The sequence below is a fragment of the Stenotrophomonas sp. 86156_Sma genome, from assembly GCF_056481625.1.
The window spans coordinates 1,492,632-1,516,830 of record NZ_CM151157.1; the positions used below are offsets into that span (position 1 = coordinate 1,492,632).

The 24,199-nt window shown below is 67.6% G+C and carries 18 protein-coding genes; 11 read left to right on the forward strand and 7 right to left on the reverse strand.

Features of this window, described 5'->3' with window-relative positions; genetic code table 11:
- Nucleotides 1–69: 69 nt before the first annotated feature.
- The gene (locus ACZK33_RS06980; protein WP_423162600.1) at nt 70–519 is read right to left on the reverse strand and encodes a winged helix-turn-helix transcriptional regulator; all 450 of its coding nucleotides are present in this window, start codon (nt 517–519) and stop codon (nt 70–72) included.
- 77 nt (nt 520–596) lie between these two features.
- Between ACZK33_RS06980 and ACZK33_RS06985 the strand changes: the two genes are divergently transcribed.
- On the forward strand, nt 597–1,814 hold the full coding sequence (locus ACZK33_RS06985; RefSeq protein WP_423174409.1) for an MFS transporter: 1,218 nt from the start codon (nt 597–599) through the stop codon (nt 1,812–1,814).
- Between the two features lie 95 nt (nt 1,815–1,909).
- Here the strand turns inward: ACZK33_RS06985 and ACZK33_RS06990 are convergent, their stop codons facing one another.
- Entirely contained in the window at nt 1,910–3,325 is a 1,416-nt protein-coding gene (locus ACZK33_RS06990; RefSeq protein ID WP_032127652.1) for a GGDEF domain-containing protein, read from the reverse strand.
- Between the two features lie 289 nt (nt 3,326–3,614).
- On the opposite strand from ACZK33_RS06990, the gene ACZK33_RS06995 reads away from it, so the two are divergent.
- Nucleotides 3,615–5,864, forward strand: coding sequence for a TonB-dependent siderophore receptor (locus ACZK33_RS06995; protein WP_121503876.1), 2,250 nt, complete (start codon nt 3,615–3,617; stop codon nt 5,862–5,864).
- A 180-nt stretch (nt 5,865–6,044) separates the two neighbouring features.
- Entirely contained in the window at nt 6,045–7,025 is a 981-nt protein-coding gene (locus tag ACZK33_RS07000; RefSeq protein WP_032127521.1) for a cation diffusion facilitator family transporter, read from the forward strand.
- A 124-nt stretch (nt 7,026–7,149) separates the two neighbouring features.
- Here ACZK33_RS07000 and nfi read toward each other — a convergent pair whose 3' ends face one another.
- The gene (gene nfi, locus ACZK33_RS07005) at nt 7,150–7,833 is read right to left on the reverse strand and encodes a deoxyribonuclease V (protein ID WP_423174410.1); all 684 of its coding nucleotides are present in this window, start codon (nt 7,831–7,833) and stop codon (nt 7,150–7,152) included.
- A gap of 94 nt (nt 7,834–7,927) precedes the next feature.
- On the opposite strand from nfi, the gene gpmA reads away from it, so the two are divergent.
- Together gpmA and ACZK33_RS07015 are read left to right on the forward strand one after the other, a co-directional pair.
- Nucleotides 7,928–8,677 (forward strand): 2,3-diphosphoglycerate-dependent phosphoglycerate mutase, encoded by a 750-nt coding sequence (gpmA, locus tag ACZK33_RS07010; protein WP_004150217.1) that lies wholly within the window; start codon nt 7,928–7,930, stop codon nt 8,675–8,677.
- Between the two features lie 208 nt (nt 8,678–8,885).
- Nucleotides 8,886–10,979 carry a M13 family metallopeptidase gene (locus ACZK33_RS07015; protein WP_032127518.1) on the forward strand — a complete coding sequence of 698 codons (2,094 nt, stop codon included), beginning with the start codon at nt 8,886–8,888 and terminating at the stop codon, nt 10,977–10,979.
- Nucleotides 10,980–11,071: 92 nt separating this feature from the next.
- Here the strand turns inward: ACZK33_RS07015 and ACZK33_RS07020 are convergent, their stop codons facing one another.
- The 4 genes from ACZK33_RS07020 to ACZK33_RS07035 all read right to left on the reverse strand — a co-directional run bounded on the left by ACZK33_RS07020 (nt 11,072) and on the right by ACZK33_RS07035 (nt 16,848).
- A complete protein-coding gene (locus ACZK33_RS07020) occupies nt 11,072–11,689 on the reverse strand; it encodes an HD-GYP domain-containing protein (protein WP_032127517.1) in 618 nt (205 codons plus the stop codon).
- Between the two features lie 46 nt (nt 11,690–11,735).
- On the reverse strand, nt 11,736–15,200 hold the full coding sequence (gene mfd, locus ACZK33_RS07025; protein WP_423174411.1) for a transcription-repair coupling factor: 3,465 nt from the start codon (nt 15,198–15,200) through the stop codon (nt 11,736–11,738).
- A 149-nt stretch (nt 15,201–15,349) separates the two neighbouring features.
- Complete coding sequence (locus ACZK33_RS07030) at nt 15,350–15,895, reverse strand: GNAT family N-acetyltransferase (RefSeq protein ID WP_231522963.1); 546 nt, start codon at nt 15,893–15,895, stop codon at nt 15,350–15,352.
- A 95-nt stretch (nt 15,896–15,990) separates the two neighbouring features.
- Nucleotides 15,991–16,848, reverse strand: a complete 858-nt coding sequence (locus tag ACZK33_RS07035) for a 23S rRNA (adenine(2030)-N(6))-methyltransferase RlmJ (protein ID WP_014036453.1) — start codon at nt 16,846–16,848, stop codon at nt 15,991–15,993.
- A 35-nt stretch (nt 16,849–16,883) separates the two neighbouring features.
- Between ACZK33_RS07035 and creB the strand changes: the two genes are divergently transcribed.
- The 6 genes from creB to gltX all read left to right on the forward strand — a co-directional run bounded on the left by creB (nt 16,884) and on the right by gltX (nt 24,172).
- On the forward strand, nt 16,884–17,609 hold the full coding sequence (creB, locus tag ACZK33_RS07040) for a two-component system response regulator CreB (RefSeq protein WP_107433386.1): 726 nt from the start codon (nt 16,884–16,886) through the stop codon (nt 17,607–17,609).
- Nucleotides 17,610–17,612: 3 nt separating this feature from the next.
- Nucleotides 17,613–19,073, forward strand: coding sequence for a two-component system sensor histidine kinase CreC (creC, locus tag ACZK33_RS07045; RefSeq protein WP_423174412.1), 1,461 nt, complete (start codon nt 17,613–17,615; stop codon nt 19,071–19,073).
- 81 nt (nt 19,074–19,154) lie between these two features.
- Nucleotides 19,155–20,474, forward strand: a complete 1,320-nt coding sequence (gene creD, locus ACZK33_RS07050; protein ID WP_032130265.1) for a cell envelope integrity protein CreD — start codon at nt 19,155–19,157, stop codon at nt 20,472–20,474.
- A 10-nt stretch (nt 20,475–20,484) separates the two neighbouring features.
- Complete coding sequence (locus tag ACZK33_RS07055) at nt 20,485–20,895, forward strand: hypothetical protein (RefSeq protein ID WP_110711668.1); 411 nt, start codon at nt 20,485–20,487, stop codon at nt 20,893–20,895.
- A gap of 142 nt (nt 20,896–21,037) precedes the next feature.
- Complete coding sequence (locus tag ACZK33_RS07060; RefSeq protein ID WP_423174413.1) at nt 21,038–22,615, forward strand: M28 family metallopeptidase; 1,578 nt, start codon at nt 21,038–21,040, stop codon at nt 22,613–22,615.
- Between the two features lie 153 nt (nt 22,616–22,768).
- Nucleotides 22,769–24,172, forward strand: coding sequence for a glutamate--tRNA ligase (gene gltX / locus ACZK33_RS07065; protein ID WP_248859710.1), 1,404 nt, complete (start codon nt 22,769–22,771; stop codon nt 24,170–24,172).
- The last annotated feature ends 27 nt before the right edge of the window (nt 24,173–24,199 follow it).

Here is a 24,199-nt window from a genome sequence, read left to right on the forward strand (position 1 = left end):
GGCATCCAGTGGCGGAAAGGTCTGATGCTAACCGGCGCGGATGTTCGTCGGTGTGCGCGAATGGGCGGATCAGGTGTCGCGCCCGTCGTCCCTGAGCTTGCGCACGCGGGTGGCGCTGGGCTGAAGTGGCTGGCCGTCGCGCCCGCGCGGCTGCATGTAGGGCAGCGGCCGCCGCGTCGCCGATTCGATCAGCTGTGAATGGGCTTCACCGGCCTCGAAGCGATGGCGTTCACCCCATTGGCGCAGCGCGACCAGCAGCGGGAACAGTTCCTGGCCAGCGGCGGTGAGCACGTATTCCTGGTAGGCCGATCCATCGGAGGCCGGCTGCAGCTGCAGGATGCCGGCCTCTACCAGCCGGCGCAGGCGGTCGCTGAGGATGTTGCGGGCCGCGCCGAGGCTGCGCTGGAAATCACCGAAACGGGTGACGCCATCGAAGGCATCACGGATGACCAGCATCGCCCAACGGTCACCGAGCAGATCGGCGCTGCGGGCGACGGGGCAGGGGCTGTCGGCGTGCATGGTGGACCTCTCTGATGTGGTTGCAGTTTAAAACCAATGGCAGTAGCCTGCATCAAGTTTCAAATTGCAACCACGTCATGAGTGCCACATCGCTTCCCCGCCCGCTGCTGGTCCTGCTTGCGGTTGCCGCCGGCGCCAGCGTCGCCAACGTCTATTACGCGCAGCCGCTGCTGGATCAGCTTGCACGCGCCTTTGCGCTGGACCGGGCCGTGGCTGGCGCGGTGCTGGCTGCTACCCAGGCCGGTAGCGTGCTGGCGTTGCTTGGCCTGCTGCCGCTGGCGGACCGTGGTGACCGGCGACGCCTGCTGCGGCTGCAGTTGATCGCATTGGTGCTGGCGCTGCTGTGGCTGGCAGCGTCACGCACGGCGGGCTGGCTGTTGTCGGGCATGCTGCTGGCCGGCTTGCTGGGCACGGCGCTGACCCAGGGCCTGATCGCCTATACCGCCATGCTGGCACCGCCCGAGCAGCGCGGTCGCGTGGTCGGTGTGGTGCAGGGCGGCGTGTTCATCGGCCTGCTGCTGGCGCGCGTGGTGTCCGGTACGGTGGCGGCGGCCTTTGGCTGGCAGATGGTCTACCTGTTGTCAGCGGTGGTGATGGCGGGGTTGGCGGCGCTGCTGTGGCGGCGCCTGCCCCCAGTACCGGTGCCGTCGGTTCCCCCACGCTGGCGCGAGCTGCTGGGCTCGATGCTGGGCATGCTGCGCCGCGATCGAACGCTGCGCGAGCGTGGGCCGCTGGCACTGCTGCTGTTTGCCGGCCTCAATGTGTTCTGGGCGGCGGCACCCTTGCCGCTCTCGGCGCCACCGCTGCATTGGTCGACCGCCGCCATCGGTGCACTGGGCCTGGCCGGGGTGATCGGTGCGCTGCTGGCGGCGCGGGTAGGGCACTGGATGGACCGTGGTTTCGCGCATCCGGTCAGCGTCGGTGCGCTGTTGTTGATGCTGGTTGCGTGGTGGCCCTTGCTGGGCCTGCCGCAGTCGCTGTCGTTGCTGCTGTTGGGCGTGATTGTGCTCGACCTGGGTGGGCAGGCACTGCACGTATCTAACCAGGCATTGCTGCTGCGCGCGCCGGCTGAACAGCATGGACGCCTGGTGGCTTTGTACATGCTGTTCTATGCGGTGGGCAGTGGTGCCGGTGCAGCGGCCGGGCCCTGGATGCAGGCGCGCCATGGCTGGCCGGCGGTATGCCTGTTGGGGGCGGGCATCGCGTTGCTGGCACTGCTCTGGTGGGCAGCGTGGCGGGTGGTGGCGGTGAAAGCAGCGGCCGGCGGCCGTATCGGTAGTGCCGGCTGTCAGTAGAGTCGACTGTCAGTCGACTGCTCTTCGCCCTGCGTGCGAAAAACCCCGCGGTGCGCGCGATAGTCGACCCGCGGTCGACTCTACCTGTCCTGCCGTCATCGCTGCAGTGCGCGCCGTCCCGGGGCTTCCTGCAGGTCCGCACTGGCCACCACCACGCGGTTGCGGCCGCTGCGCTTGGCCTCGTACATTGCCGCGTCGGCACGGGCCATCAGCCGCTCGTAGTCCGGATGGCCGTCGTGGCCGGCCACGCCGATGCTGGCGGTCAGTGCCAGCACCTGGCCGTTGGCCAGTGCCACCGGCGACTGTGCGATCTGCCGCCGCAGGCTCTCGGCGATCACGGTCGCCTGCGATTCGCTGGCAGCCACCAGTACCACCACGAATTCTTCGCCGCCATAGCGGAACAGGTAGTCGCTGCCGCGCGTGAGCTGGCCGAGCAGGCCGGCGACGTGCTGCAACGCGCGGTCGCCGGCATCGTGGCCGTGGCCGTCGTTGATTGCCTTGAAGTGATCCAGGTCGAGCAGCAGCAGCGAGAATGGTGTGCGGTTGCGTGTGGCCAGCTCGATTTCCCGGCGCAGCACGGTGGGCAGGAAGCGACGGTTGAGCAGGTTGGTCAGCGCGTCGCTGCCGGCATCCAGTTCGCCGATGCGCTCGAACAGCAGTGTCATCAGGGTGCGGATGGCGGCCAGGTCCTCGCGGATGGCCGGCAGCACCGCCAGTCGCTGCGCCGGAGCATCGCCGCTCGCGCGCTGCAGGTGGCCATCAATGCGGGCCATCAACTGGCCCACCTGCTGCGTTTCGCTGCTTTCGCCGAAGCTGGGGATGCCCTTGTGGGTGAACCACAGGCCGAACTCCGAGGTGGCCAGGCTGGCGTTGTCGCTGGCCTGCACGTGGCCGGCCAACGCGTAGAGCAGGGCGTTTTCCCAGTCCAGCAGCAGTGCGCGCTGGCGCTCGCGTTCGGTACCGACGTTCTGTACCAGCGAGAACAGCCGGTAGGCGGCGTCGGCACGGGTGGAGCGCTCGCGCGCGTGGGTGTAGGCCAGGGTCATGCCTTCCATGGCGATATCCATGATCGCGCTGAGGCAGTCGATGGCGGCGAATGCGGTGTCGCTGTCAGGCGCATCGTCGCGCAGGCGCACGAACAGTTCGTGCTTGAGCACGCGCGCACCGCGGGTAACCAGGTCGACCGGAATGCCGACGCGGGCGTGCACGTCGCCGATGATCCGCTGCGAGGCCACGGTGTTGGCGATGCCGCTGGCATCAGTGGTCAGCAGCTGCGCCAGCCAGCGCTGCATGGCCGGCTGCAGGCGCTGCTTGACCTGGTCGTGGGACAGGAAACGGCGCGCACGGGTGTCCTGCAGCAGTACTTCGTAAAAGCGCTGGGCCAGCGCGGGTGGGGCATCGGTAGCAGCGGCCCTGAGCAGCGCGGTGGCGGCAGGGCCGGCCTGCAGCAGGCACTGCTGCCAAGCCTCGGCCAGCGGCTGGCTGGCATCGTCCAATTGGGGTGGTTCCACGTCGATCTCTGACTGCGTACGGCAAACCACGGGTATCGGCCGCGGCGGCATACGGTTGATGGCGGGTTAGCCGGCCAGTTTACGCGCGGTGCAGGGTTGTACGGTGCGCAAACCACATCGGCGCCGCTGCGGCAATGAGTGAACGCATTTGAGAATCAATCGCATTGATGGGAGAATGCGCGCACGGAACGGGCTGCAGGTGCCTGCTGCAGGACTGCTCCGCCTCCCCCTCGTCGTTGCCTCAAGCCCTTTGCCAGAGGCCCCGTAGCCCTGCCAGAAGGTCCTGATCATGTCCCCTGCCGTTGTCCTTTCGCCGCGCCCGCTGGCGCTTGCCGTTGCCGCCCTGCTGGCCGGCAGCGCTCTGACCGCCCACGCCGAAACCGACGCCACCGATATCGACACGGTGCACGTCACCGCCTCGCAGATCGCGCGCCAGGCCCTGGGTACCTCGACCATCACCGCAGAGGACATCGCCAGGCGCCCGCCGGCCAACGACATCGCCGAGCTGCTGCGGACCATGCCCGGCGTCAACCTGACCGGCAACAGTGCGTCGGGCCAGTACGGCAACAACCGCCAGATCGATCTGCGTGGCATGGGCCCGGAAAACACCCTGATCCTGGTCGACGGCAAGCGCATCGGTGCGCGTGATGCCGTGCGCATGGGCCGCAGCGGTGAGCGCAATACCCGCGGCGATACCAACTGGGTGCCGGCGGAAATGATCGAGCGCATCGAAGTGCTGCGCGGCCCTGCAGCGGCACGTTATGGCTCGGGTGCTTCCGGTGGCGTGGTCAACATCATCACCAAGCGCCCGACCGGCGACCTGACCGGCGCGGTCGACCTGTATGGCCTGGTGCCCGAGCACAGCGCCGAAGGCGGCAGCGAGCGCGTCGGCCTGCAGCTGAGCGGGCCGATGACCGACACCCTGTCGTTCCGCCTGTACGGCAATCTCAACAAGACCGACGCCGATTCGCTGGAACTCAACCGTGACTTCGCGGCGAATCCGAACGCGGTGCCGCCGGCCGGTCGCGAGGGCGTCAAGAACCGCGATGTCAACGCGCTGCTGCGCTGGGACGTGACCGCCAACCAGGTGGTCGAATTCGAAGCCGGCACCAGTCGCCAGGGCAACATCTATGCTGGCGATCGCGCGGTCAGCACCACCGGTACCTCGACACCGATCGATCTGGGGGCGTTGGCCGAGCAGCAGGCCGAGACCAACCGCATGTACCGCAACACCGGCGCGATCACCCATCGCGGCCGCTGGGGTGATGTGACCTCGCGGGTAACGGCTGCAGTGGAGGCGGTGAACAACTCACGCATCAACGAAGGCCTGGCCGGTGGCCCGGAGGGCAGCTTCAACGGCACCGACTGGTCGACCTCGCGCCTGCGCAACTACCAGCTGGACGGCGAAGTCAGTTTCCCGACCACGCTGGGTGGTGCCGAGAACATCTGGACGCTGGGCTTTGAATACCTGGACAGCCGCCTGACCGACCCGTACTCGATGAGCCAGTCCAGCAGCAGCGGCGGCGGCATCCCGGGGCTGTCGGCCGATCGCGCACGCGGCAAGTCCGACGCGCAGACCACCGCCGTGTTCGTGGAAGACAACATCTACCTGGGCGAGCGCTGGATCGTCACACCGGGCCTGCGCTTCGACCACCACAGCCAGTTCGGCAACAACACCAGCCCCAGCCTCAACGCGCAGTTCCGCATCAACAGCGACTGGGTGGTGAAGGGCGGTATCGCCCGTGCATTCAAGGCGCCGAACCTGTACCAGTCGAATCCGGACTATCTGTATTACACCCGGGGCAATGGCTGCCCGAATGCACTGCCGAGCCTGGGCGCCGGCTGCTACATGCGCGGCAACTCGGACCTGAAGGCGGAAACCAGCCTGAACAAGGAACTGGGTATCGAGTGGGCACCGCAGAGCGGCTGGCAAGCGTCGTTGACCTACTTCCACAACGACTACAAGGACAAGATCCAGGCCGGGTACAACCAGATCGGGCTGACCGCCGACACCAAGGGCCGCATCTTCCGCTGGGAGAACGCACCCAAGGCGATCGTGCAGGGTCTGGAAGGCAACCTGGTGGTCCCGCTGCTGGGCGAGCAGGGCAACCGCCTGAAGTGGAGCAACAACTTCACCTACATGGTGGAGAACGAGAACAAGAGCACCGGCCAGCCGCTGTCGGTAATTCCGAAGTACACCGTCAACACGATGCTGGACTGGCAGGCCACCGACAAGCTGTCGCTGCTGCTGACCGGCACCTTCTACGGCAAGCAGAAGCCGGCCACCACCAACATCAACAATGATCCGCGCTGCACCGGCACCTGCGATCCGTCGATCGCGCTGCAGGACCGTGGTGCGTACAACATCTGGGGCGTGAGCGCGCGCTACAAGGTGACCGAGACGGTCAGCTTCGGTTTCGGCGTCAACAACCTGGCCGACAAGCGCCTGTTCCGCGAGGCCAACAGCAGCGATGCCGGCGCGGCGACCTACAACGAGCCGGGCCGCGCGTACTGGGCCAGCCTGCGCTTCGGGTTCTGACCGCAGGCGGACGTCGGTCCGCTGCGTCCGCCAGGCGTGGCCTGGCGTTGCCGGCCGCGCTCCGGTAGCGCCGGGCCATGCCCGGTGAGGGACCGCGTGGCCTGCAATGTTATAAACACCGTGATAGTTTCCCAACGCCCTCCGGCGTAGCCTGCCTCCCATCGCAAAGGAGCTGTTGCCATGGGCCACGACCACGATCACCTGCCATCCGAGATCCGCCACGAGAAACCCTTGTGGTGGGCGCTCGGCCTGACCTCCACCTTCCTCGTCGTCGAGGTGGTAGGCGCGTTCTGGACCAACAGCCTGGCGCTGCTGTCCGACGCGGCGCACATGGCTACCGACGCTTTAGCGCTGATGATCGCGCTGGTCGCGGTGCGGCTGAGCCGGCGCCCGCCGGACGCGCGCCGCACCTACGGCTATGCACGCCTGGAAGCGCTGGGCGCGATGATCAATGGCGCGATGCTGTTCGTGGTCGCCGGCTATATCCTGTGGGAGGCCATTGGACGTTTCCGCGAGCCGCAGGAGATTGCCTCGTCGGGCATGCTGGTGATTGCCGCGGCGGGCCTGGTCATCAACCTGATCTCGATGCGCCTGCTGCAGGCCGGCAGCGGCGAGAGCCTCAACGTGAAGGGGGCCTACTTGGAAGTGTGGGCAGACATGCTCGGCTCGGTGGCCGTGATTGCTGGCGCGCTGTTGATCAAGTGGACCGGCTGGAAGCCGATCGACCCGATCCTGGCGGTGCTGATCGGCCTGTGGGTACTGCCGCGCACCTATGTGCTGATGCGCGAGGCGATCAACGTGCTGCTGGAAGGCGTGCCCAAGGGCATGGACGTGGCCAAGGTGCGCGACAGCCTGTCCGGCCACGCTGCGGTACTGGACGTGCATGACCTGCATGTGTGGGCGCTGGCCTCCAGCACCCCGGCGCTGACCGCACACATCGTGATGCGCGACGGCACCGATGCCGATGCGCTGCGTCGTGATCTGGGCGGGCGCCTGCACGATGACTTCGGCATCGAGCACGTGACACTGCAGATCGAAGCGGACCACTGCGGCGAAGCCTGTGGTGAGCCGGCGCCGGCCAAGGGCGGCGAGCACGAGGGCCATGAAGGCCATGACCACGGCGAGGACGCGCAGGGCCATCGCGGCCACGTGCATCGCTGATCGAGGATGCAGGGGCGTCGATCGGGTCAAGCCGCCTGGATGAAGCCGGCTTGGTAGAGTCGACTGTTAGTCGACTATCGCGCGCAGCGCGGGCTTTTTCGCGACCTTGCCGAAGAGCAGTCGACTAACAGTCGACTCTACCCCGTCGCGAGGCCAGCCGATCCGCCAGCCGGGTCGGTTCCGGCAGCCGGTACCCGCGCAGGTTGCGCTGTACCCAGTCCAGCGCGGTATCCGCACTGACCCGATGGCCGCCGGCCACGAACAGTGGCTTGCAGCGCAGCTTGCTGCGCAGCACCCAGCCCAACTGTTCATCGCCATCCAGCAGCGGCGTATGCGCACCGGCCTCGGCGCCCGGTTCGACGAACCTGCCCACCAGCTTCGACTTGGCCACGCCGATGCTCGGCAGGTCGGTGACCACGCCCAGATGCGCGGCCACGCCCAATCGTCGCGGGTGGCTGATGCCATGGCCATCGACGAACACCAGGTCCGGCGTATGCGGCAGCAGCGCCAGCGCGGCCAGCAGTGCCGGCAGCTCGCGGAAGCTGAGCAGTCCGGGGATGTAGGGCATCACCGTGGGAATCCGCGCGACTTCCTGCGCTATCGGCTGCAGCGTCTTCGCATCCAGCAGTACCGCAGCGGCGCGGGTGATGGCGCCGCCGTCTTCAAAGCCGACATCCAGCCCGGCCAGCCAGCGCACGTTGCGTGGCAGGCGGTCCTGGCGCTCCACGCGGCCGGCCAGCTGGAGCTGCTGCGCGCGTGCAGCGGCGACGCTGCCTTCCCAGCGCCCGGGGTCGATCACCGTATTCATTGGTCACAGCATCGCATGCGCGGTGCCACGGCCCGGTGAGCGGCGGCCGGGGCTACAATGGCGGCCTGTCTTTCCTCGCGTTGGAGACCCTGCAGTGACCCGTAAACTCGTACTGTTGCGCCATGGCCAGAGCCAGTGGAACCTGGACAACCGCTTCACCGGCTGGGTCGATGTCGACCTGACCGAGCAGGGGCGGCGGGAAGCGGCCGCCGCGGGTCGCCTGATGCGCGAGGAAGGCCTGCAGTTCGACGTTGCCCACACCTCCGTGCTCAAGCGCGCCATCCACACCCTGCAGGGTGCACTGGCCGAGCTGGAACAGGACTGGCTGCCGGTGAACAAGTCCTGGCGCCTCAACGAACGCCATTACGGCGGCCTGCAGGGCCTAGACAAGGCCGAGACCGCCGCCAAGCACGGCGAGGACCAGGTCAAGGTGTGGCGTCGTTCGTACGATATCCCGCCGCCGGCCATGGACCTGGAAGATCCGGGCCACCCGATCCATGACCGCCGCTACGCTGGCCTGGACCGCAACGCGCTGCCGGGCACCGAATCGCTGGCCACCACGCTGGACCGCGTGCTGCCGTACTGGCACGACGCCATCGCGCCGCAGCTGAAGGACGGCAAGACCGTGCTGGTCACCGCCCACGGCAATTCGCTGCGCGCGCTGTACAAGTACCTCAACAACGTCTCGCGCGAGGAAATCCTCGAGCTGAACATCCCGACCGGCATCCCGCTGCTGTTCGAACTGAACGACGACCTGACGGTGAAGTCGTTCCGCTACTTGGGCGACCCGGAAGCAGCGCGCAAGGCCGCTGAAGCCGTGGCCAACCAGGGCAAGGCGAAATAAAACAGAAGGCCGGCGCAAGCCGGCCTTCGCTTTTTGTAGAGTCGAGCCATGCTCGACTGCTGTTGGCCTCTTGCCGCAAGGACAATAAACCCGGAACGGTGAGCAGTCGAGCATGGCTCGACTCTACATAAGCGCGTCCTGTGACCTTTGGCCGGTCCCACCGCAGGCCTCCCCGGCTACCCTGTGAAATTACCCGCAGGAGAGCCTCATGAACGTCCGCAACCTGGTCCCGCTGGGCCTGACCATCGCCATCGCTGCCTCGCTGGCGGCCTGTGGCAAGAATGAAACCGCGCCGGCGGCCAGCGCCGACGCCAAGCCGGCCTTCGACCTGTCGCAGATCAAGACGCCGCTGATCTCGCTCAACAGCGCCGACCTGGATCCGGCCATTTCGGCCTGTACCGACCTCAATGGCTTCGTCAACAGCAAGTGGCTGAAGGCCAACCCGGTGCCGGGCGACCAGACCACCTGGGGCAGCTTCGAGATCCTGCGCGAGCGCTCGCTGGAAGTGCAGCACGCACTGGTGCAGCAGGCCGCGGCCAGCCAGGCCAAGGCCGGCTCGGTGGAAGCCAAGATCGGTGACATCTGGAAGACCGGCAACGATGAAGCCAAGATCGAAGCCGCCGGCCTGGCGCCGCTGCAGCCGCAGCTGGACAAGATCACCGCGCTGAACGATACCGCCGCCATCACCCAGTACCTGCGCGACAGCCAGGCCGAGGGCAAGGGCGTGCTGTTCTCGCTGTTCGCCAATGCCGATTACAAGGATTCGGCCAACGTCATCGCCTATGTCGGCCAGGGCGGCCTGGGCCTGCCGGAGAAGGGCTACTACTTCGATGACGCGCAGGCCAAGATCCGCGACGCCTACGTGGCCTACATCGCACAGGTGCTGACCCTGTCCGGCGTGGACGCGGCGCAGGCCGCCGAGCAGGCCAAGGCCGTGATGGCCTTCGAAACCCGCCTGGCCAAGGCCTCGATGTCGCGCATCGAGATGCGTGACCCGGCCAAGCGCTACAACCCGCTCAGCGCGGCCGACGCCGACAAGCTGACCCCGAACTTCAGCTGGACCGCGCTGTTCGACACCCTGAAGGTGCCGGCCGCGCAGAAGTTCTCGCTGGCGCAGCCGGGCTTCTTCGGTGAAATGGACAAGATGCTCGCCGACGTGCCGGCCAGCACCTGGCAGGCCTACCTGCGCTTCCACACCATCGATGACGCCTCGCCGTACCTGAGCAGCCAGTTCGAGAAGGCCAACTTCGATTTCTATGGCACCACCCTGCGTGGCCAGAAGGAAATGCAGCCGCGCTGGAAGCGCGTGCTGGAGTCGGTCAACGGCGGCATGGGTGAAGCCTTGGGCCAGCTGTACGTCGACGCCGTGTTCCCGGCCGAGTCCAAGGTGGCCATGCAGCACCTGGTGGAGAACCTCTCGGTGGCGCTGAAGGCGCGCCTGGAGCAGCTGCCGTGGATGGGCGAAGAGACCAGGAAGAAGGCGCTGGAGAAGTGGGCCAGCTTCACCCCGAAGATCGGCTACCCGGACAAGTGGCGCGAGTGGACGGGCCTGCAGACCAACGGTGACAGCTACCTGGGCAACATGCAGGCCGCGCGCGCGTTCAACTACCGCTACATGCTGGACAAGATCGGCAAGCCGGTGGACAAGACCGAGTGGGGCATGACCCCGCAGACCGTCAACGCCTACTACAACGCCACCAAGAACGAGATCGTGTTCCCGGCCGCCATCCTGCAGGCGCCGTTCTTCGACGCCAAGGCCGATCCGGCGCTGAACTACGGCGGCATCGGTGCGGTCATCGGCCACGAGATGATGCACGGCTACGACGACTCGGGCAGCCAGTTCGCTGCCAACGGCAACTTCGACAACTGGTGGACCGACGCCGACCGCAAGGCCTTCACCGAACGTACCGACCAGCTGGTCGCGCAGTTCGATGGCTATGAATCGGTGCCGGGCGTGTTCGTGAAGGGCAAGCTGACCCTGGGCGAGAACATCGGCGACCTGGGCGGCTTGACCGTGGCCTACGACGCGTTGCAGATGGCGCTGAAGGAAGATCCGAAGGCGAATGTCGAAGTCGATGGTCACAGCCAGGACCAGCGCTTCTTCATGAACTGGGCCACCGTGTGGCGCCGCAACTTCACCGACGGTGAGCTGCGCGTCCGCCTGAACACCGACCCGCACGCGCCGGCCAACTTCCGTGCCAACGGCGCGCCGTCGAACATGCCGTCGTATGCCGCTGCGTTCCAGTGCAAGGCCGGCGACGCGATGGTGCGTGCCGACGACAAGCGCGTGGTGATCTGGTAATCGATCGCACGTGATGCGCGATGCAGAAGGCCCGGCGAATGCCGGGCCTTTTGTTTGTCTGATCGGTAGCGCCGGGCCATGCCCGGCGGATCTCAGGCCAGCGCTGGTTCCTGCGCCAGCATGCGATGGAAGCGCTGCAGCACATAGGGATCGATCAGGCCGCCGGACTGCTCGTCGATGATGCGCAACGCAGTCTCGCGTTCCATCGCTGCGCGGTAGGGGCGCACGCTGGTCATGGCATCGTAGGCATCAGCAACGGTGACGATGCGTGAGCCCAGCGGAATGCTCTCGCCACGCAGGCCGTCGGGATAGCCGCTGCCATCGAACGCTTCATGGTGGGCGCGAATCAGCCGCGCGACCGGTGCCGCATCGCTGCGGCCGGTGGCCAGGAAGATGTGTTCGCCGCGCACCGGATGCTCGCGCATGATCGCGCGTTCCTCGTCGGTGTGCCGGCGCGGTGTCAGCAGTACATCGTCGGGAATGCCGATCTTGCCGATGTCATGGAAGCGCGCGGCCAGGCCGATCTGCGAGCAGGCATCGTCATCGAGATCGCAGTGCGTGGCCAGGCGCTGCGCGAGCAGGCCAACGCGGTCGCAATGGTGGCGGGTGTAGGCGTCGCGCATCTGCAGCGACATCGAGAGGGCATCGATCAGGCAGGCCTGTGCGTGCAGCAGGTCGGGGGCGGGTACGGCGTCAGGAAACATGGTCATCCGCCCGCACCGGGTGGGGACCGGTGCGGGGTGTTCGGGGGGGCGATCAACCCGGGGCGAGGGTGGTCAGAAGGGCGCGGGCCGCATTGAAGCGGTCTTCCGGCAGCGGCAGCGGGTGCTTGATGCGCAGCTTGTCAGGCCCTTCCATGGCGTAGAGGTTCGGTTGTTTCTGGATCAGCTGGATCACCGCCATCGGATCGATGTTCGGCTTGGACTCAAACACGATGCGGCCACCGTTCTCGCCCAGGTCCAGCTTGCGGATGCCCAGCGTATTGGCCTTCAGCTTCAGCTCGGCGATGGCGAACAGGTGCTTGGCCGCATCCGGCAGCAGGCCGAAGCGGTCGATCATCTCCACCTGCAGTTCGCGCAGCGCATCACTGTCGCGCGCGCTGGAAATGCGCTTGTACAGGGTCAGGCGGGTGTGCACGTCCGGCAGGTAGTCTTCCGGAATCAGCGCCGGCACATGCAGCTCGACCTCGGCACCGCGCACTTCCTCGCCGGCATCCAGGTCGGGCAGTTTGCCCTGCTTGATGCTGCGCACCGCGCGCTCCAGCAGCTCGGTGTAGAGGCTGAAGCCGACCTCGGCCATCTGCCCGCTCTGGTCCTCGCCCAGCAGTTCACCGGCACCGCGGATTTCCAGATCGTGCGTGGCCAGGGTGAAGCCGGCACCGAGCTCGTCCATCGACGCGATCGCTTCCAGGCGCTTTTCCGCATCCGGAGTGATCGAGCGGCGGTCGGGCGCCACCAGGTAGGCGTAGGCGCGGTGGTGCGAACGACCGACGCGGCCACGCAGCTGGTGCAGCTGGGCCAGGCCGAAGCGATCGGCGCGGTTGATGATGATGGTGTTGGCGTTGGGGATGTCGATGCCCGATTCGATGATCGTGGTCGACAGCAGTACGTTGAAGCGCTGCTTCTGGAAATCAAGCATCACCTTTTCCAGCTCGCGCTCGGGCATCTGCCCGTGGGCGATGCCGATGCGCGCCTCCGGCACCAGCTCGGACAGCTCGCGCTGCATGCGGCCGATGCTTTCCACGTCGTTGTGCAGGAAGTACAGCTGGCCACCACGCGCCAGCTCGCGCTGGAAGGCTTCGCGCAGCAGCGCATTGTCCCACTGGGTGATGAAGGTCTGCACCGCCAGCCGGTTCGGCGGCGGCGTTGCGATGATCGACAGGTCGCGCAGGCCGGCCATGGCCATGTTGAGCGTGCGCGGAATCGGCGTGGCGGTCAGGGTCAGCAGGTGCACGTTGGCGCGCAGCGCCTTCAGCGCTTCCTTCTGGCGTACGCCGAAACGCTGCTCCTCGTCGACGATGACCATGCCCAGGTCCTTGAACTTCACGTCCGGCTGCAGCAGGCGATGGGTACCGACGATGACGTCGATGGTGCCGGCGGCGACCTTTTCCAGCTCGGCCTTGATTTCCTTGGTGGTCTTGAAGCGCGACAGCACCTCGACCTTCAGCGGGTAATCGGCGAAACGGTCGCGGAAGTTGCGGTAATGCTGTTCGGCCAGCAGCGTGGTCGGCACCAGCACGGCCACCTGCTTGCCGGCACTGGCGGCGGCGAATGCCGCACGCACCGCCACCTCGGTCTTGCCGAAGCCGACGTCGCCGCAGACCACGCGGTCCATCGGCTGGCTGCTGGCCAGGTCGCGCAGGGTGGCGTCGATCGCGGCCAGCTGGTCCGGGGTTTCCTCGAACGGGAAACCGGCCGCGAACGGCTCGTACATCGCGCGGTCCACCTGCAGCGCCAGGCCGGCACGCGCCTGGCGGCGGGCCTGGATCTCCAGCAGCTCGGCGGCGACGTCGCGCACCTTCTCGGCGGCCTTGCGCTTGGCCTTGCTCCACTGTTCGCCACCGAGCGAATGCAGTGGCGCGGTTTCCGCCGACGCACCGGAGTAGCGGCTGATCAGGTGCAGCTGGGCGACCGGCACATACAGGCGGTCGCCCTTGGCATATTCGATTTCCAGGAACTCGCCGGGCATGCCGCCGACGTCCATCGCAATCAGGCCGCGGTAGCGGCCGACGCCATGGTCCTCGTGCACGATCGGCGCACCCTCGGTCAGTTCACCGAGGTCGCGGATGATCGCTTCCGGCTCGCGGCCGGCACGGCGCGTGCGGCGGGTGCTGCCGGCGCGCTCGGGGAACAGCTGGCGCTCGGTCAGCACCGCGATGCGCGGATCGTCCAGTGCGAAGCCATCCTCCAGCGGCGCCACCGCGATCGCGAAGCGCGCATCGTCGGCGAGGAAGCTGGGCAGGTCGGCCACCACCGGCGGCTTCAGCTCGGCGGCCTGCAACACTTCCAGCAGCGCCTCGCGACGCCCGGGCGAATCGGCGGCAATCAGCACCCGGCCCGGATAATGGCCGAGGAAGGATTTCAGCGCGTCGCCAGCGGGGGCCTCGCGCGCGGCCACCGGCAGCGGCGGCAGCGGCTGGTCGCCCAACGCATGGGCATCGGCGATGCGCGCGTGGTCAGCCGACCACACTTCGATGCGCGGGGCATCGTTCAGACGCTCGCGCAGTAGTTCCGGCGACAGATACAGCGCCGACGGCGGCAGCAGCGGCCGTTCCACATCGTGGCGGCGCTGCTCGTAACGCTCGCCGGTCTGCGCCCAGAACGCCTCGGCGGCTTCGCCGGCACCGGCGCAGACCACCGGCAGGCTGCCGTCGGGCAGGTAGTCGAACAGGGTCGCGGCGCGTTCGAAGAACAGCGGCAGGTAGTACTCGACGCCGGCCGGGGCCAGCCCGGACTTCAGATCCTGGTACAGCGCGCTGCGCCGGGTATCGACATCGAAGCGTTCGCGCAGCGTGGCCAGCACGCGGGCGATGCTGGCTTCGTCCATCGGTACTTCGCGGCCCGGCAGCATGTGCACCGCCTCGACCTTGTCCAGCGAGCGCTGGCTTTCCGGGTCGAAGGCACGGATCGAGTCGATGTCCTCGTCCAGCAGCTCCACCCGCAGCGGCTCCTCGGCGCCCATCGGGAACACATCGAGCAGGCCGCCGCGCACGGCGAAGTCACCCGGGTCCATCACCTGCGGCACGTTGCGGTAACCAGCACTTTCCAGGCGACGCTTCTCGGCTTCCAGATCCAGGCGCTGGCCGACCTTCAGGTCGAAGCTGCCACCGATCACGTAGCTGCGCGGGGCCAGCTGCTGCAGCAGGGTCTGCACCGGCACGATCACCAGGCCGCGCTTCAGCGTGGGCAGGCGGTGCAGGGCGGACAGTCGCTGCGAAATGATGTCCGGATGCGGGCTGAAGCGGTCGTAGGGCAGGGTTTCCCAGTCCGGGAAGGCCACCACCGGCAGGGCCGGGTCACCGCCGAGCAGGGTCTGCAGGTCGGCTTCGAGCTGGTTGGCACCGTGGTTGTCACGGGCGATCACCAGCAGCGGGGCGTCGTGCGCACGCGCGGCCTGGGCCAGGTACCAGGCCAGGGCGGTCGGCGATGCGGGGGCGCGCCACCAGGCGCGGAGCTGGCCGGCGCGCGGCAGCGGCGGGGCGGGGTATGAGGTACGCGACATGGACCCCGGATTTTAGCAGAAGCCCGATCGAAGCCCGGCGAGTCGTGCCGGCCGTTGGCCGGCCGCCTCATGTGCCGTTGGGGTATCGGAATGCCGGCCAGCGGCCGGCACTACCGGGAGGCGTCGCCGGGCAGAGCCCGGCGCATCCGTCAGTTGTCCAGCTCCAGCACCATCCGCACCAGGCCATCGGCACCGGTCGGGTGCGGGACCGGCTTGAAGCCCAGCGAGGCGGCCAGCTGCTTCATCGGCTCGTTCTCGGCGGCAACGTCGCCGTACAGGCGGTCCAGGTACTTGCCGCGGCCCCACTTCACCAGCTTGCGCATCAGCTGCCGGCCCAGGCCCTGGCCAATGAGGAAGCGGCTGATCAGGATCGCGTACTCGGCCTCACGGGTACCGGGGATGATCGAGGCCCGGGCGACCGCGCCGACCACCGCTTCGCCAGCGGGCAGGGATTCGGCAGCGACCAGGGTGATCTCGGTCTTGGGATTCGGGTGGGTCAGGCGCTGGGTGGTTTCCGGCGACAGCTCGGTCACCGCCTGCAGGAAACGATCACGGATTTCTTCCGGCCCGAACAGGCTGAACGCCGCTTGCAGCGGCGCGCCATCTTCCGGGCGGATGGGGCGGATCAGCAGCTCGTGGCCGCTGGGAGCCTTGAAGATCTCATGCCAGGGCGGCATGCGGTTGCGAGTGGCCATACCGGGTGATTCCTTGGTGGTCCATCGATTGTGGCATCACCGGGGCTGCATTCCGTGAACGAAAGGCTCACGACGGTACAGCCTCGTGAAGGCCGTTATTCGGGTGCTTTGAGCCAATCCAGGCGGGTGCTGGCCCCGGGTTCACCCAGGTGCTGGCGCAGCGCCGGCAGGGCCGGGCCGACCACCCGGTCGAACTGCCAGGGCGGGTTGAGCAGCAGCATGCCGCTGCCGTTGAGGCGCAGCGGTGAGTCGTCCGGGCGCACCAGGAACTCGATCGTCATCGCCGATTTCACCGGCAGGGCGGTGGCCTTGCGCAGGAAGTGCAGGATGGTGCGGCGCTGCTTGATCGGGAACCAGACGGCACACGTGGCCTGCGGCCAGCGCGCCAGGGTCTCGCCCAGCGCGGCCAGGACAGCCTGGTATTCGGCGTCCTGGGCCTCGTAGGGCGGGTCGATCAGGACCAGGCCACGGCCGATCTTGCTGCCGTTGAACTTCGGCGGCAGCAGCGAGCGCAGCAGCGCATAGCCATCGCCCGCCCGCACGTCGACGCGGCTGTCATGGGCGAACAGGGCCTTCAGCGTGGCCGTTTCGGCTTCCTGCAGCTCACAGACCGCCATGCGGTCCTGCGCGCGCATCGCCTGCGCGCTCAGCAGCGGCGAGCCCGGGTAGTTGGTCAGGGCGCCCACCGGATTATCGGCCTGCACCGCCTTCAGATAGCGCTCGACCACCTCCGGCAGCTTGGGCTGGGCCATCAGCCGCATGATCCCGGATTCAGCCTCGAGGGTCTTGCGGCTCTCTTCGCTGGCCAGCAGGTAGCGGCCGGCGCCGCCGTGGGTGTCGAGCACGAAGAACGGGCTGTCCTTGCGCTTGAAGCTGTCGATCAGGGCCAGCTGCACGATGTGCTTGAGCACATCGGCGTGGTTGCCGGCATGGAAGGCGTGGCGATAGTTCATGGGCGGCAGTGTACGGGGCGGCGGCCGCAGCGGCTATGCTGCGCGCCATGACAGCTCCTGTTGCCCATGTCCTGGTGGTCGAGGACGAAGCCGCCATCGCCGAAACCGTGCTCTATGCGCTGCGCAGCGAGGGCTATGCCGCCAGCCACTGCCTGCTGGGCGGCGAGGCCCTGCAACGGCTGCAGGACGGCGATATCGACGTGGTGGTGCTGGACGTGGGCCTGCCGGACCTGGGCGGTTTCGAGGTCTGCCGGCGGCTGCGTGCGCAGGCCGGGCCGGCGGCGCAGCTGCCGGTGATCTTCCTGACCGCGCGCAACGACGAAGTGGACCGCGTGCTCGGCCTGGAGCTGGGCGCCGACGACTACATGACCAAGCCGTTCTCGCCGCGCGAACTGGTGGCACGGGTGCGTGCGCGGCTGCGCCGTGCGGCGCCGGTCGTCGCAGCGCCCAGCGCCGATGCGGGCTGGCAGGAGCATGGCGCGTTCGCCATTGACCGCGAGGGCCGGCGCATCCGCTTCCGCGGCCATGCGCTGGACCTGACCCGCTATGAGTACGCACTGCTGGAAGCGCTGCTGCAGCGCCCGGGTGCCATCCTCAGCCGCGCGCAGCTGATGGACCGGGGCTGGGACAGCAGTGCCGACAGTGCCGACCGCACGGTCGACACCCATGTAAAGACGTTGCGCGCCAAGCTGCGCGCGGCCGGTGCCAGCGACGACCCGATCCGCACCCACCGTGGCCTCGGCTACGCGCTGGAGGTCTAGCCGATGCGCCTGGTACTGAAGCTGTTCCTCGGCTTCTTCCTGATCACCGGCATCGCCGCGTTCTTCGTGATGCGCGTGTTCGTCAACGAGGTGAAGCCCGGTGTGCGCCAGGCGATGGAATCGACCCTGGTCGATGCGGCCAACGTGCTGGCCGAGATGGCCGCCGCCGACGTCAAGGACGGCACCATCCGCAGCGGCAGCTTCACCCGCAACCTGGCCAAGGCGCGGCAGCGCGACCTGAAAGCGATGGTCTGGCGTTTCCCCAAGCGCTCGCTGGATTACCGGGTGACCATCACCGACGCCAAGGGCATCGTCATCTACGATTCGCTGGGCCGTGATCTCGGCCGCGACAACTCGCGCTGGAATGATGTCTACCGCACCCTGCGCGGTGAGTACGGCGCACGTTCCAGCCCCGAGATTCCGGGCGAGGAAGGCGATACGGTGATGCATGTGGCGGCGCCGGTGTACGACCCGGCCGACGGCCGCACGCTGATCGGCGTGCTCAGCCTGGCCCAGCCCAACCGCAGCATCGATCCGTTCATCGCCGCCAGCCAGCGCGCCATCATCGAGCGCGGTGCGTGGCTGATCGGGCTGTCGGCGCTGGTCGGCGTGCTGGTGACGATGTGGCTGACCACGGGCCTCGGTCAGCTCAGCCGCTATGCACGCGCGGTCAGCGCGGGCGAACCGGTGCCACCACCACGGCGCCGTCGCGACGAGATCGGCGATCTCGGCCAGGCGCTGGAAACGATGCGCCGCAAGCTGGAGGGCAAGGCCTACGTCGAGCAGTACGTGCAGTCGCTGACGCACGAGATGAAGAGCCCGCTGGCGGCGATCCGCGGTGCCGCCGAACTGCTGCAGGAGCCGCTGCCGGAAGCCGATCGCGTGCATTTCGCGCGCAGCATCGTCGACCAGCAGGAGCGGCTGACCGAGACCATCGACAAGCTGCTGGCGCTGGCCGAAGTGGAACAGCACGGCTGGCTGCAGACCCGCGATCCGATCGCGCTGCCGGCATTGCTGGCCGATGCGGCGGCCGCCGCACAGGTGCGTGCGCAGGCGGCCGGCGTACAGGTCCGCATCGGCAACGTGCCCGACCTGCGGGTGCAGGGCGACGGCTACCTGCTGCGGCAGGCACTGCACAACCTGATCGACAACGCGATTGCCTTCTCGCCAGCCGGCGCGGAGGTCGCGCTGCAGGCCGAGGTGGACGGGCAGGGCGTGCGCCTGCAGGTGGCCGACCGTGGCGCCGGCATTCCCGACTACGCGCGTGAGCGGGTGTTCGAGCGCTTCTATTCGTTGGCCCGCCCCGGCAGCGGGCGGCGCAGCTCCGGCCTGGGCCTGCCGTTCGTGCAGGAGGTCGCGCGCCTGCATGATGGGCGCGCCAGCGTGGATATCCGCGAGGGCGGCGGCACCGTGGCCAGCCTGTGGCTGCCTTTGGGTGTGCCAGGCCAGCGCCCGCGCCGCTGACTTCACACTCGCTTCAAATTCGCCACAAACCCTGCTCACCGCGGCGGCCCATCCTGCAGCCCTCTCCAACGAGGATGGACCATGAAATCCCTGAAGATGCTGCTGCGGTTCGCCATTGTCGGCGGGCTGATCCTGCTGCTGCTGGTGCCGCTGACGATGATCCGCGGGGTCATCAACGAACGTAGCGCGTACCGCGACGAGGCCTTCTCGCGGGTGGCCGACAGCCGCGCCGGTGCACAGCAGCTGGTGGGCCCGGTGCGGGTGGTGCCGTGGGTGGAACGCAAGCAGGTTGAACTGGTCGACCCGCTGGGCGTCAAGAAGACCGAGGTGCAGGTCACCGAGGGGCACTGGCTGCAGATGCCGGCGTCGCTGGAGGTGGGCGGCGAGATGCTGCCGAGCCAGCGTGAGGTCGGCCTGTTCAAGGTGCCGGTATACAGCTGGAACGGCCAGATGAAGGCGACGTTCGCTGCAGACGACTATCCGGTGAAGGCCGGCCGCAGCTACGGCCAGCCGTATGTGGCGGTGGGCATTTCCGATGTGCGTGGCCTGGTCGGTACGCCGAACCTGCGCGTGGATGGCAAGCAGCTGCGCCTGCTGCCGGGGGTTGGTGCGGCCAGCGAGGTGGGGCGAGGCCTGCATGCGCCGGTGGCCGGATTTGCTGCGGAACAGGGCGGCACGCTGGCTGCCAGCACCGTCGAACTCGAGCTGCGCCTGGATGGCAGCCGCATGTTGTCGGTGGTGCCGGTGGGCGATGACACCAAGATCGCACTGCGTTCGAGCTGGCCGCATCCGTCGTTCAGCGGCGCCTTCCTGCCCAACGAACGTCGCGTCGACGCACAGGGCTTCGATGCGCGCTGGGCGGTGTCTTCGCTGGCCTCCGATGCACAACGACAGCTGCGCAATGATGGTGCGGTCGAGTCGCAGGCGGTGACGGTGTCGCTGGTTGATCCGGTCGATGCCTACACCCAGGCCGACCGTGCCTCGAAATACGGCGTGCTGTTCGTGCTGCTCACCTTCGTCGGCTTCATCCTGTTCGAGCTGATCAGGTCGCTGCGCATCCACCCGCTGCAGTACCTCATGGTGGGCCTGGCGCTGGCGATCTTCTTCCTGCTGCTGATCAGCCTGTCCGAGCACATCGCGTTCTGGAAGGCCTACCTGGTTTCGGCGGTGGCCTGTATCGGCCTGCAGGCGGTGTACCTGGCCAACGTGCTGGGCCACTGGAAGCGCGGCCTCGGCTTCGCTGCGCTGCTGACCGTGTTGTATGGCGCGCTGTATGGCCTGCTGGTGTCGGAGAACAACGCGCTGCTGATGGGTTCACTGCTGCTGTTCGTGATCCTGGCGCTGGCGATGTGGGTGACCCGCCGGGTGGACTGGTACGCGCTGGGCGCGGAACTGAAGTAAGGAGCACGCCATGAGCTGGCGCCAGGGATTGCGGCAACGGGCACGGCAGGGGATTCCGGCCCTGCTGGAAGTGGATGCACTGCTGCAGGCACATGGCGTGCTGGCGGCCCTGCCGGGGGCACGGATCGCCCCCGGCCTGGTCCGCTTCCAGCTGGCGGCGGCGACCTGCGAGGGACTGCAGGGCAAGGGGCTGGGCTGGCTGCAGGACGCGCGGCAGGGACGCGGCGCGCTGGCTGGCCGGGTGCCGCGCTACCGGCCATGGAAGGCCGGGGCGGAGGCGCTGACCGAAATCGGCATCGGCGGCCTGCCCGATGACTGGCCCGCGCATGCGGCGGTGTACGGCTGCAGCAGCATCGACCGGCGGCACTGGTTGCTGCTGCTGCCGGAACGGGCGCAGTTGTGGCTGGGATGGAGTGGGTGATTCGGTTGATCATCCACGCCTGGCGTGGATCTACTGTCGCTGTCCATGACCGATGGGACGGTATCGGCGCGCCCCTGCTGGCTAGACTCGATGGGTTGATGATCGAGCCGAAGGGCAGGGGTGCGATGTGTTGAAGTGGGGCATGCTGGCCGCAGCGCTGGCGATGGGTGGCAATGCAGGCGCGCAGCAGCGCGAGCCGGTGGACCTGGACATGGTCAGCCGCATCCGCCAGGAGGCCTTCCACCGTTCGCAGGTGATGGACACCTTCAGCTACCTCACCGAACGCATCGGCCCGCGACTGACCAACTCGCCGGCGATGGGCCGCGCCAATGCCTGGACCCGCGGCAAGTTCAACGAATGGAAGCTGGACAACGTCCACGACGAAGCCTTCGACGACTTCGGGCGCGGCTGGGAGTTCACCTCGGCCAGCGTGGAGATGCTGGGTGACCGTGTACAGCCGCTGCATGCACTGCCGAAGGCGTGGACGCCGGGCACCAAGGGACCGGTTGAAGGCGAACTGGTGCAGGTCGAGATCAAGAAGCCCGAGGACATCGAGAAGTACCGCGGCAAGCTGCGCGGCAAGATCCTGCTGCTGGGCGAGGCGCGCGAGTACAAGCGCGGCACCGAGGCGGATTCGCACCGCCACGACGCCACCTCGCTGGAGGGCCTGCAGGAGTTCACCCTGCCCAAGGACAAGGACGCCACCGCCGAGCGTGCGAAGCGGGTCAAGGAATACCAGGAACGCCAGCAGCTGGCGACCAAGGTCAATGCGTTCTTCGTGGAAGAAGGCGCGCTGGCCTCGATCAGCATCAGCAGCTGGGACAATGGCATCATCCGCGTTGCCGGCGGCGGCTCGCGCAAGGCCGGTGAGTCGGTGGGCATCCCCGAGCTGGCGATGATCAGCGAACACTTCAATCCGCTGGTGCGCGCGCTGGAGGCCAAGCAGACCGTGCGTCTGCGCGTGGATGTGGCCGCGCGCTTCACCGACGAGGCCGACCAGCCCGGCTACAACACGCTGGCGGAGATCCGTGGCAGCGGTAGGCCCGATGAAGTGGTGATGATCGGCGCGCACCTGGATTCCTGGCACAGTGGTACCGGTGCGGCCGACAACGCGGCCGGCGTGGCGGTGATGATGGAAGCGATGCGCATCCTCAAGGCCACCGGCGCCAAGCCCAAGCGCACCATCCGGGTGGCGCTGTGGAGCGGCGAGGAGCAGGGCCTGATCGGCTCGCAGGCCTATGTGGCCAAGCATTTCGGCCGGTTCCCGGAGCCCACCGACCCGGCGCAGAAGGCGCTGCCGGCCTCGCTGCGCGAACCGACCGGCGCGCTGCAGAAGACCCGCGACTACGGCAAGTTCCAGGTCTACTTCAACATGGACAACGGCTCGGGCCGCTTCCGTGGCATCTATGCACAGGAAAACCTGGCGGCGATGCCGATCTTCGAAGCCTGGCTGGCGCCGTTCCATGACGTCGGCGCCACCACCGTGGCCACCCGCAACACCGGCAGCACCGACCACATCAGCTTCGACCGCATTGGCCTGCCGGGCTTCCAGTTCATCCAGGACCGGCTGGACTACTTCACCAACGTCCACCACAGCCACCTGGACACCTGGGACCACGCCGAACCGGAAGACCTGAAGCAGGCCGCGGCCATCGTCGCCTCGTTCGCCTACAACGCCGCGATGCGCGAGCAGTCCTTCCCGCGCAAGGTAGAACCGTAAAAGGGGACGGAGGGGATTAAGTCGTTTCTCCCCTCCGTTTCCCGGTTGCAGGCCCAGCGGCTGGGCAATCGCGACTTAATCCCCTCCGTCCCCTTTTTCCGTCGGGGGCGGCGGGCTGGTAAAATCGGGGGATTCCCGTTCCTCGAGCCGTCCATGACCTGCCGCACCCGCTTCGCCCCCAGCCCCACCGGTTATCTGCACATCGGCGGTGCCCGCACCGCGCTGTACTGCTGGCTGGAGGCCCGCCACCGTGGCGGCGAGTTCGTGCTGCGCATCGAGGACACCGACCGTGAACGCAGCACCCAGGGCGCGATCGACGCGATCCTGGAGGCGATGGAGTGGCTGGGCCTGGACTATGACGAAGGCCCGATCTACCAGACCGACCGCGTCGCCCGTTACCTGGAAGTGGCCGAGCAGCTGGTGGCCGACGGCAAGGCGTACTACGCCTATGAGACCCGCGAAGAGCTGGACGCGATGCGCGAGGCCGCCATGGCCAGGCAGGAGAAGCCGCGCTACAACGGCGCTGCACGCGAACTGGGCCTGCCGCGCAAGGACGACCCGAACCGCGTCATCCGCTTCAAGAACCCGCTGCAAGGCACGGTGGTGTTCGACGACCTGATCAAGGGCCGCATCGAGATCGCCAACAGCGAGCTGGATGACATGGTCATCTTCCGCCCGGACGGCTACCCCACCTACAACTTCGCGGTGGTGGTGGATGACTGGGACATGGGCATCACCGAGGTCATCCGCGGCGATGACCACATCAACAACACCCCGCGCCAGATCAACCTGTACGAAGGCATCGGCGCGCCGGTGCCGAAGTTCGGCCACATGCCGATGATCCTCGACGAGCAGGGCGCCAAGCTGTCCAAGCGCACCGGCGCGGCCGACGTGATGCAGTACAAGGACGCCGGCTACCTGCCGGACGCGCTGCTGAGCTACCTGGCCCGCCTGGGCTGGTCGCACGGTGACCAGGAGTTGTTCAGCCGCCAGGAGCTGATCGACCTGTTCGACGTGAAGGACTGCAACTCCAAGGCCTCGCGTCTGGACATGGCCAAGCTGGGCTGGGTCAACCAGCACTTCCTGAAGACCGAGGATGTGGCCGCGATCGTGCCGCACCTGGTCTACCAGCTGCAGAAGCTGGGCCTGGACGTGGCCGCCGGCCCCGCCCCGGAGGACGTGGTGGTCGCCCTGCGTGAACGCGTGCAGACCCTGAAGGAAATGGCCGAGAAGGCGGTGGTCTGGTACCAGCCGCTGACCGAGTACGACGAAGCGGCGGTGGCCAAGCACTTCAAGGCCGGTGCCGAGGTGGCGCTGGGCAAGGCCCGCGAGCTGCTGGCCGCCTTGCCGGAATGGACCGCCGAGTCGGTGGGCGTCGCCCTGCACGACGCGGCCGCAGCGTTGGAAATCGGCATGGGCAAGGTGGCCCAGCCGCTGCGCGTGGCCATCACCGGCACCCAGGTCAGTCCTGACATTTCCCATACCGTTTACCTGGCCGGCCGCGAGCAGGCCTTGAAACGCATTGATGTGGCCATCACCAAGGTAGCAACGGCCTGAGGCATCCTTGCCAGGCCCGAACCGGAG

Excerpts from the sequence above, each read along its gene's own strand:
- ACZK33_RS06980 (WP_423162600.1), bottom strand. The coding sequence starts at position 519 with ATGCACGCCGACAGCCCCTGCCCCGTCGCCCGCAGCGCCGATCTGCTC.
- ACZK33_RS06985 (WP_423174409.1), top strand. The coding sequence starts at position 597 with ATGAGTGCCACATCGCTTCCCCGCCCGCTGCTGGTCCTGCTTGCGGTT.
- ACZK33_RS06995 (WP_121503876.1), top strand. The coding sequence starts at position 3,615 with ATGTCCCCTGCCGTTGTCCTTTCGCCGCGCCCGCTGGCGCTTGCCGTT.
- ACZK33_RS07000 (WP_032127521.1), top strand. The coding sequence starts at position 6,045 with ATGGGCCACGACCACGATCACCTGCCATCCGAGATCCGCCACGAGAAA.
- nfi (WP_423174410.1), bottom strand. The coding sequence starts at position 7,833 with ATGAATACGGTGATCGACCCCGGGCGCTGGGAAGGCAGCGTCGCCGCT.
- ACZK33_RS07015 (WP_032127518.1), top strand. The coding sequence starts at position 8,886 with ATGAACGTCCGCAACCTGGTCCCGCTGGGCCTGACCATCGCCATCGCT.
- ACZK33_RS07020 (WP_032127517.1), bottom strand. The coding sequence starts at position 11,689 with ATGACCATGTTTCCTGACGCCGTACCCGCCCCCGACCTGCTGCACGCA.
- mfd (WP_423174411.1), bottom strand. The coding sequence starts at position 15,200 with ATGTCGCGTACCTCATACCCCGCCCCGCCGCTGCCGCGCGCCGGCCAG.
- ACZK33_RS07030 (WP_231522963.1), bottom strand. The coding sequence starts at position 15,895 with ATGGCCACTCGCAACCGCATGCCGCCCTGGCATGAGATCTTCAAGGCT.
- ACZK33_RS07035 (WP_014036453.1), bottom strand. The coding sequence starts at position 16,848 with ATGAACTATCGCCACGCCTTCCATGCCGGCAACCACGCCGATGTGCTC.
- creB (WP_107433386.1), top strand. The coding sequence starts at position 16,884 with ATGCTGCGCGCCATGACAGCTCCTGTTGCCCATGTCCTGGTGGTCGAG.
- creC (WP_423174412.1), top strand. The coding sequence starts at position 17,613 with ATGCGCCTGGTACTGAAGCTGTTCCTCGGCTTCTTCCTGATCACCGGC.
- creD (WP_032130265.1), top strand. The coding sequence starts at position 19,155 with ATGAAATCCCTGAAGATGCTGCTGCGGTTCGCCATTGTCGGCGGGCTG.
- ACZK33_RS07055 (WP_110711668.1), top strand. The coding sequence starts at position 20,485 with ATGAGCTGGCGCCAGGGATTGCGGCAACGGGCACGGCAGGGGATTCCG.
- ACZK33_RS07060 (WP_423174413.1), top strand. The coding sequence starts at position 21,038 with ATGCTGGCCGCAGCGCTGGCGATGGGTGGCAATGCAGGCGCGCAGCAG.
- gltX (WP_248859710.1), top strand. The coding sequence starts at position 22,769 with ATGACCTGCCGCACCCGCTTCGCCCCCAGCCCCACCGGTTATCTGCAC.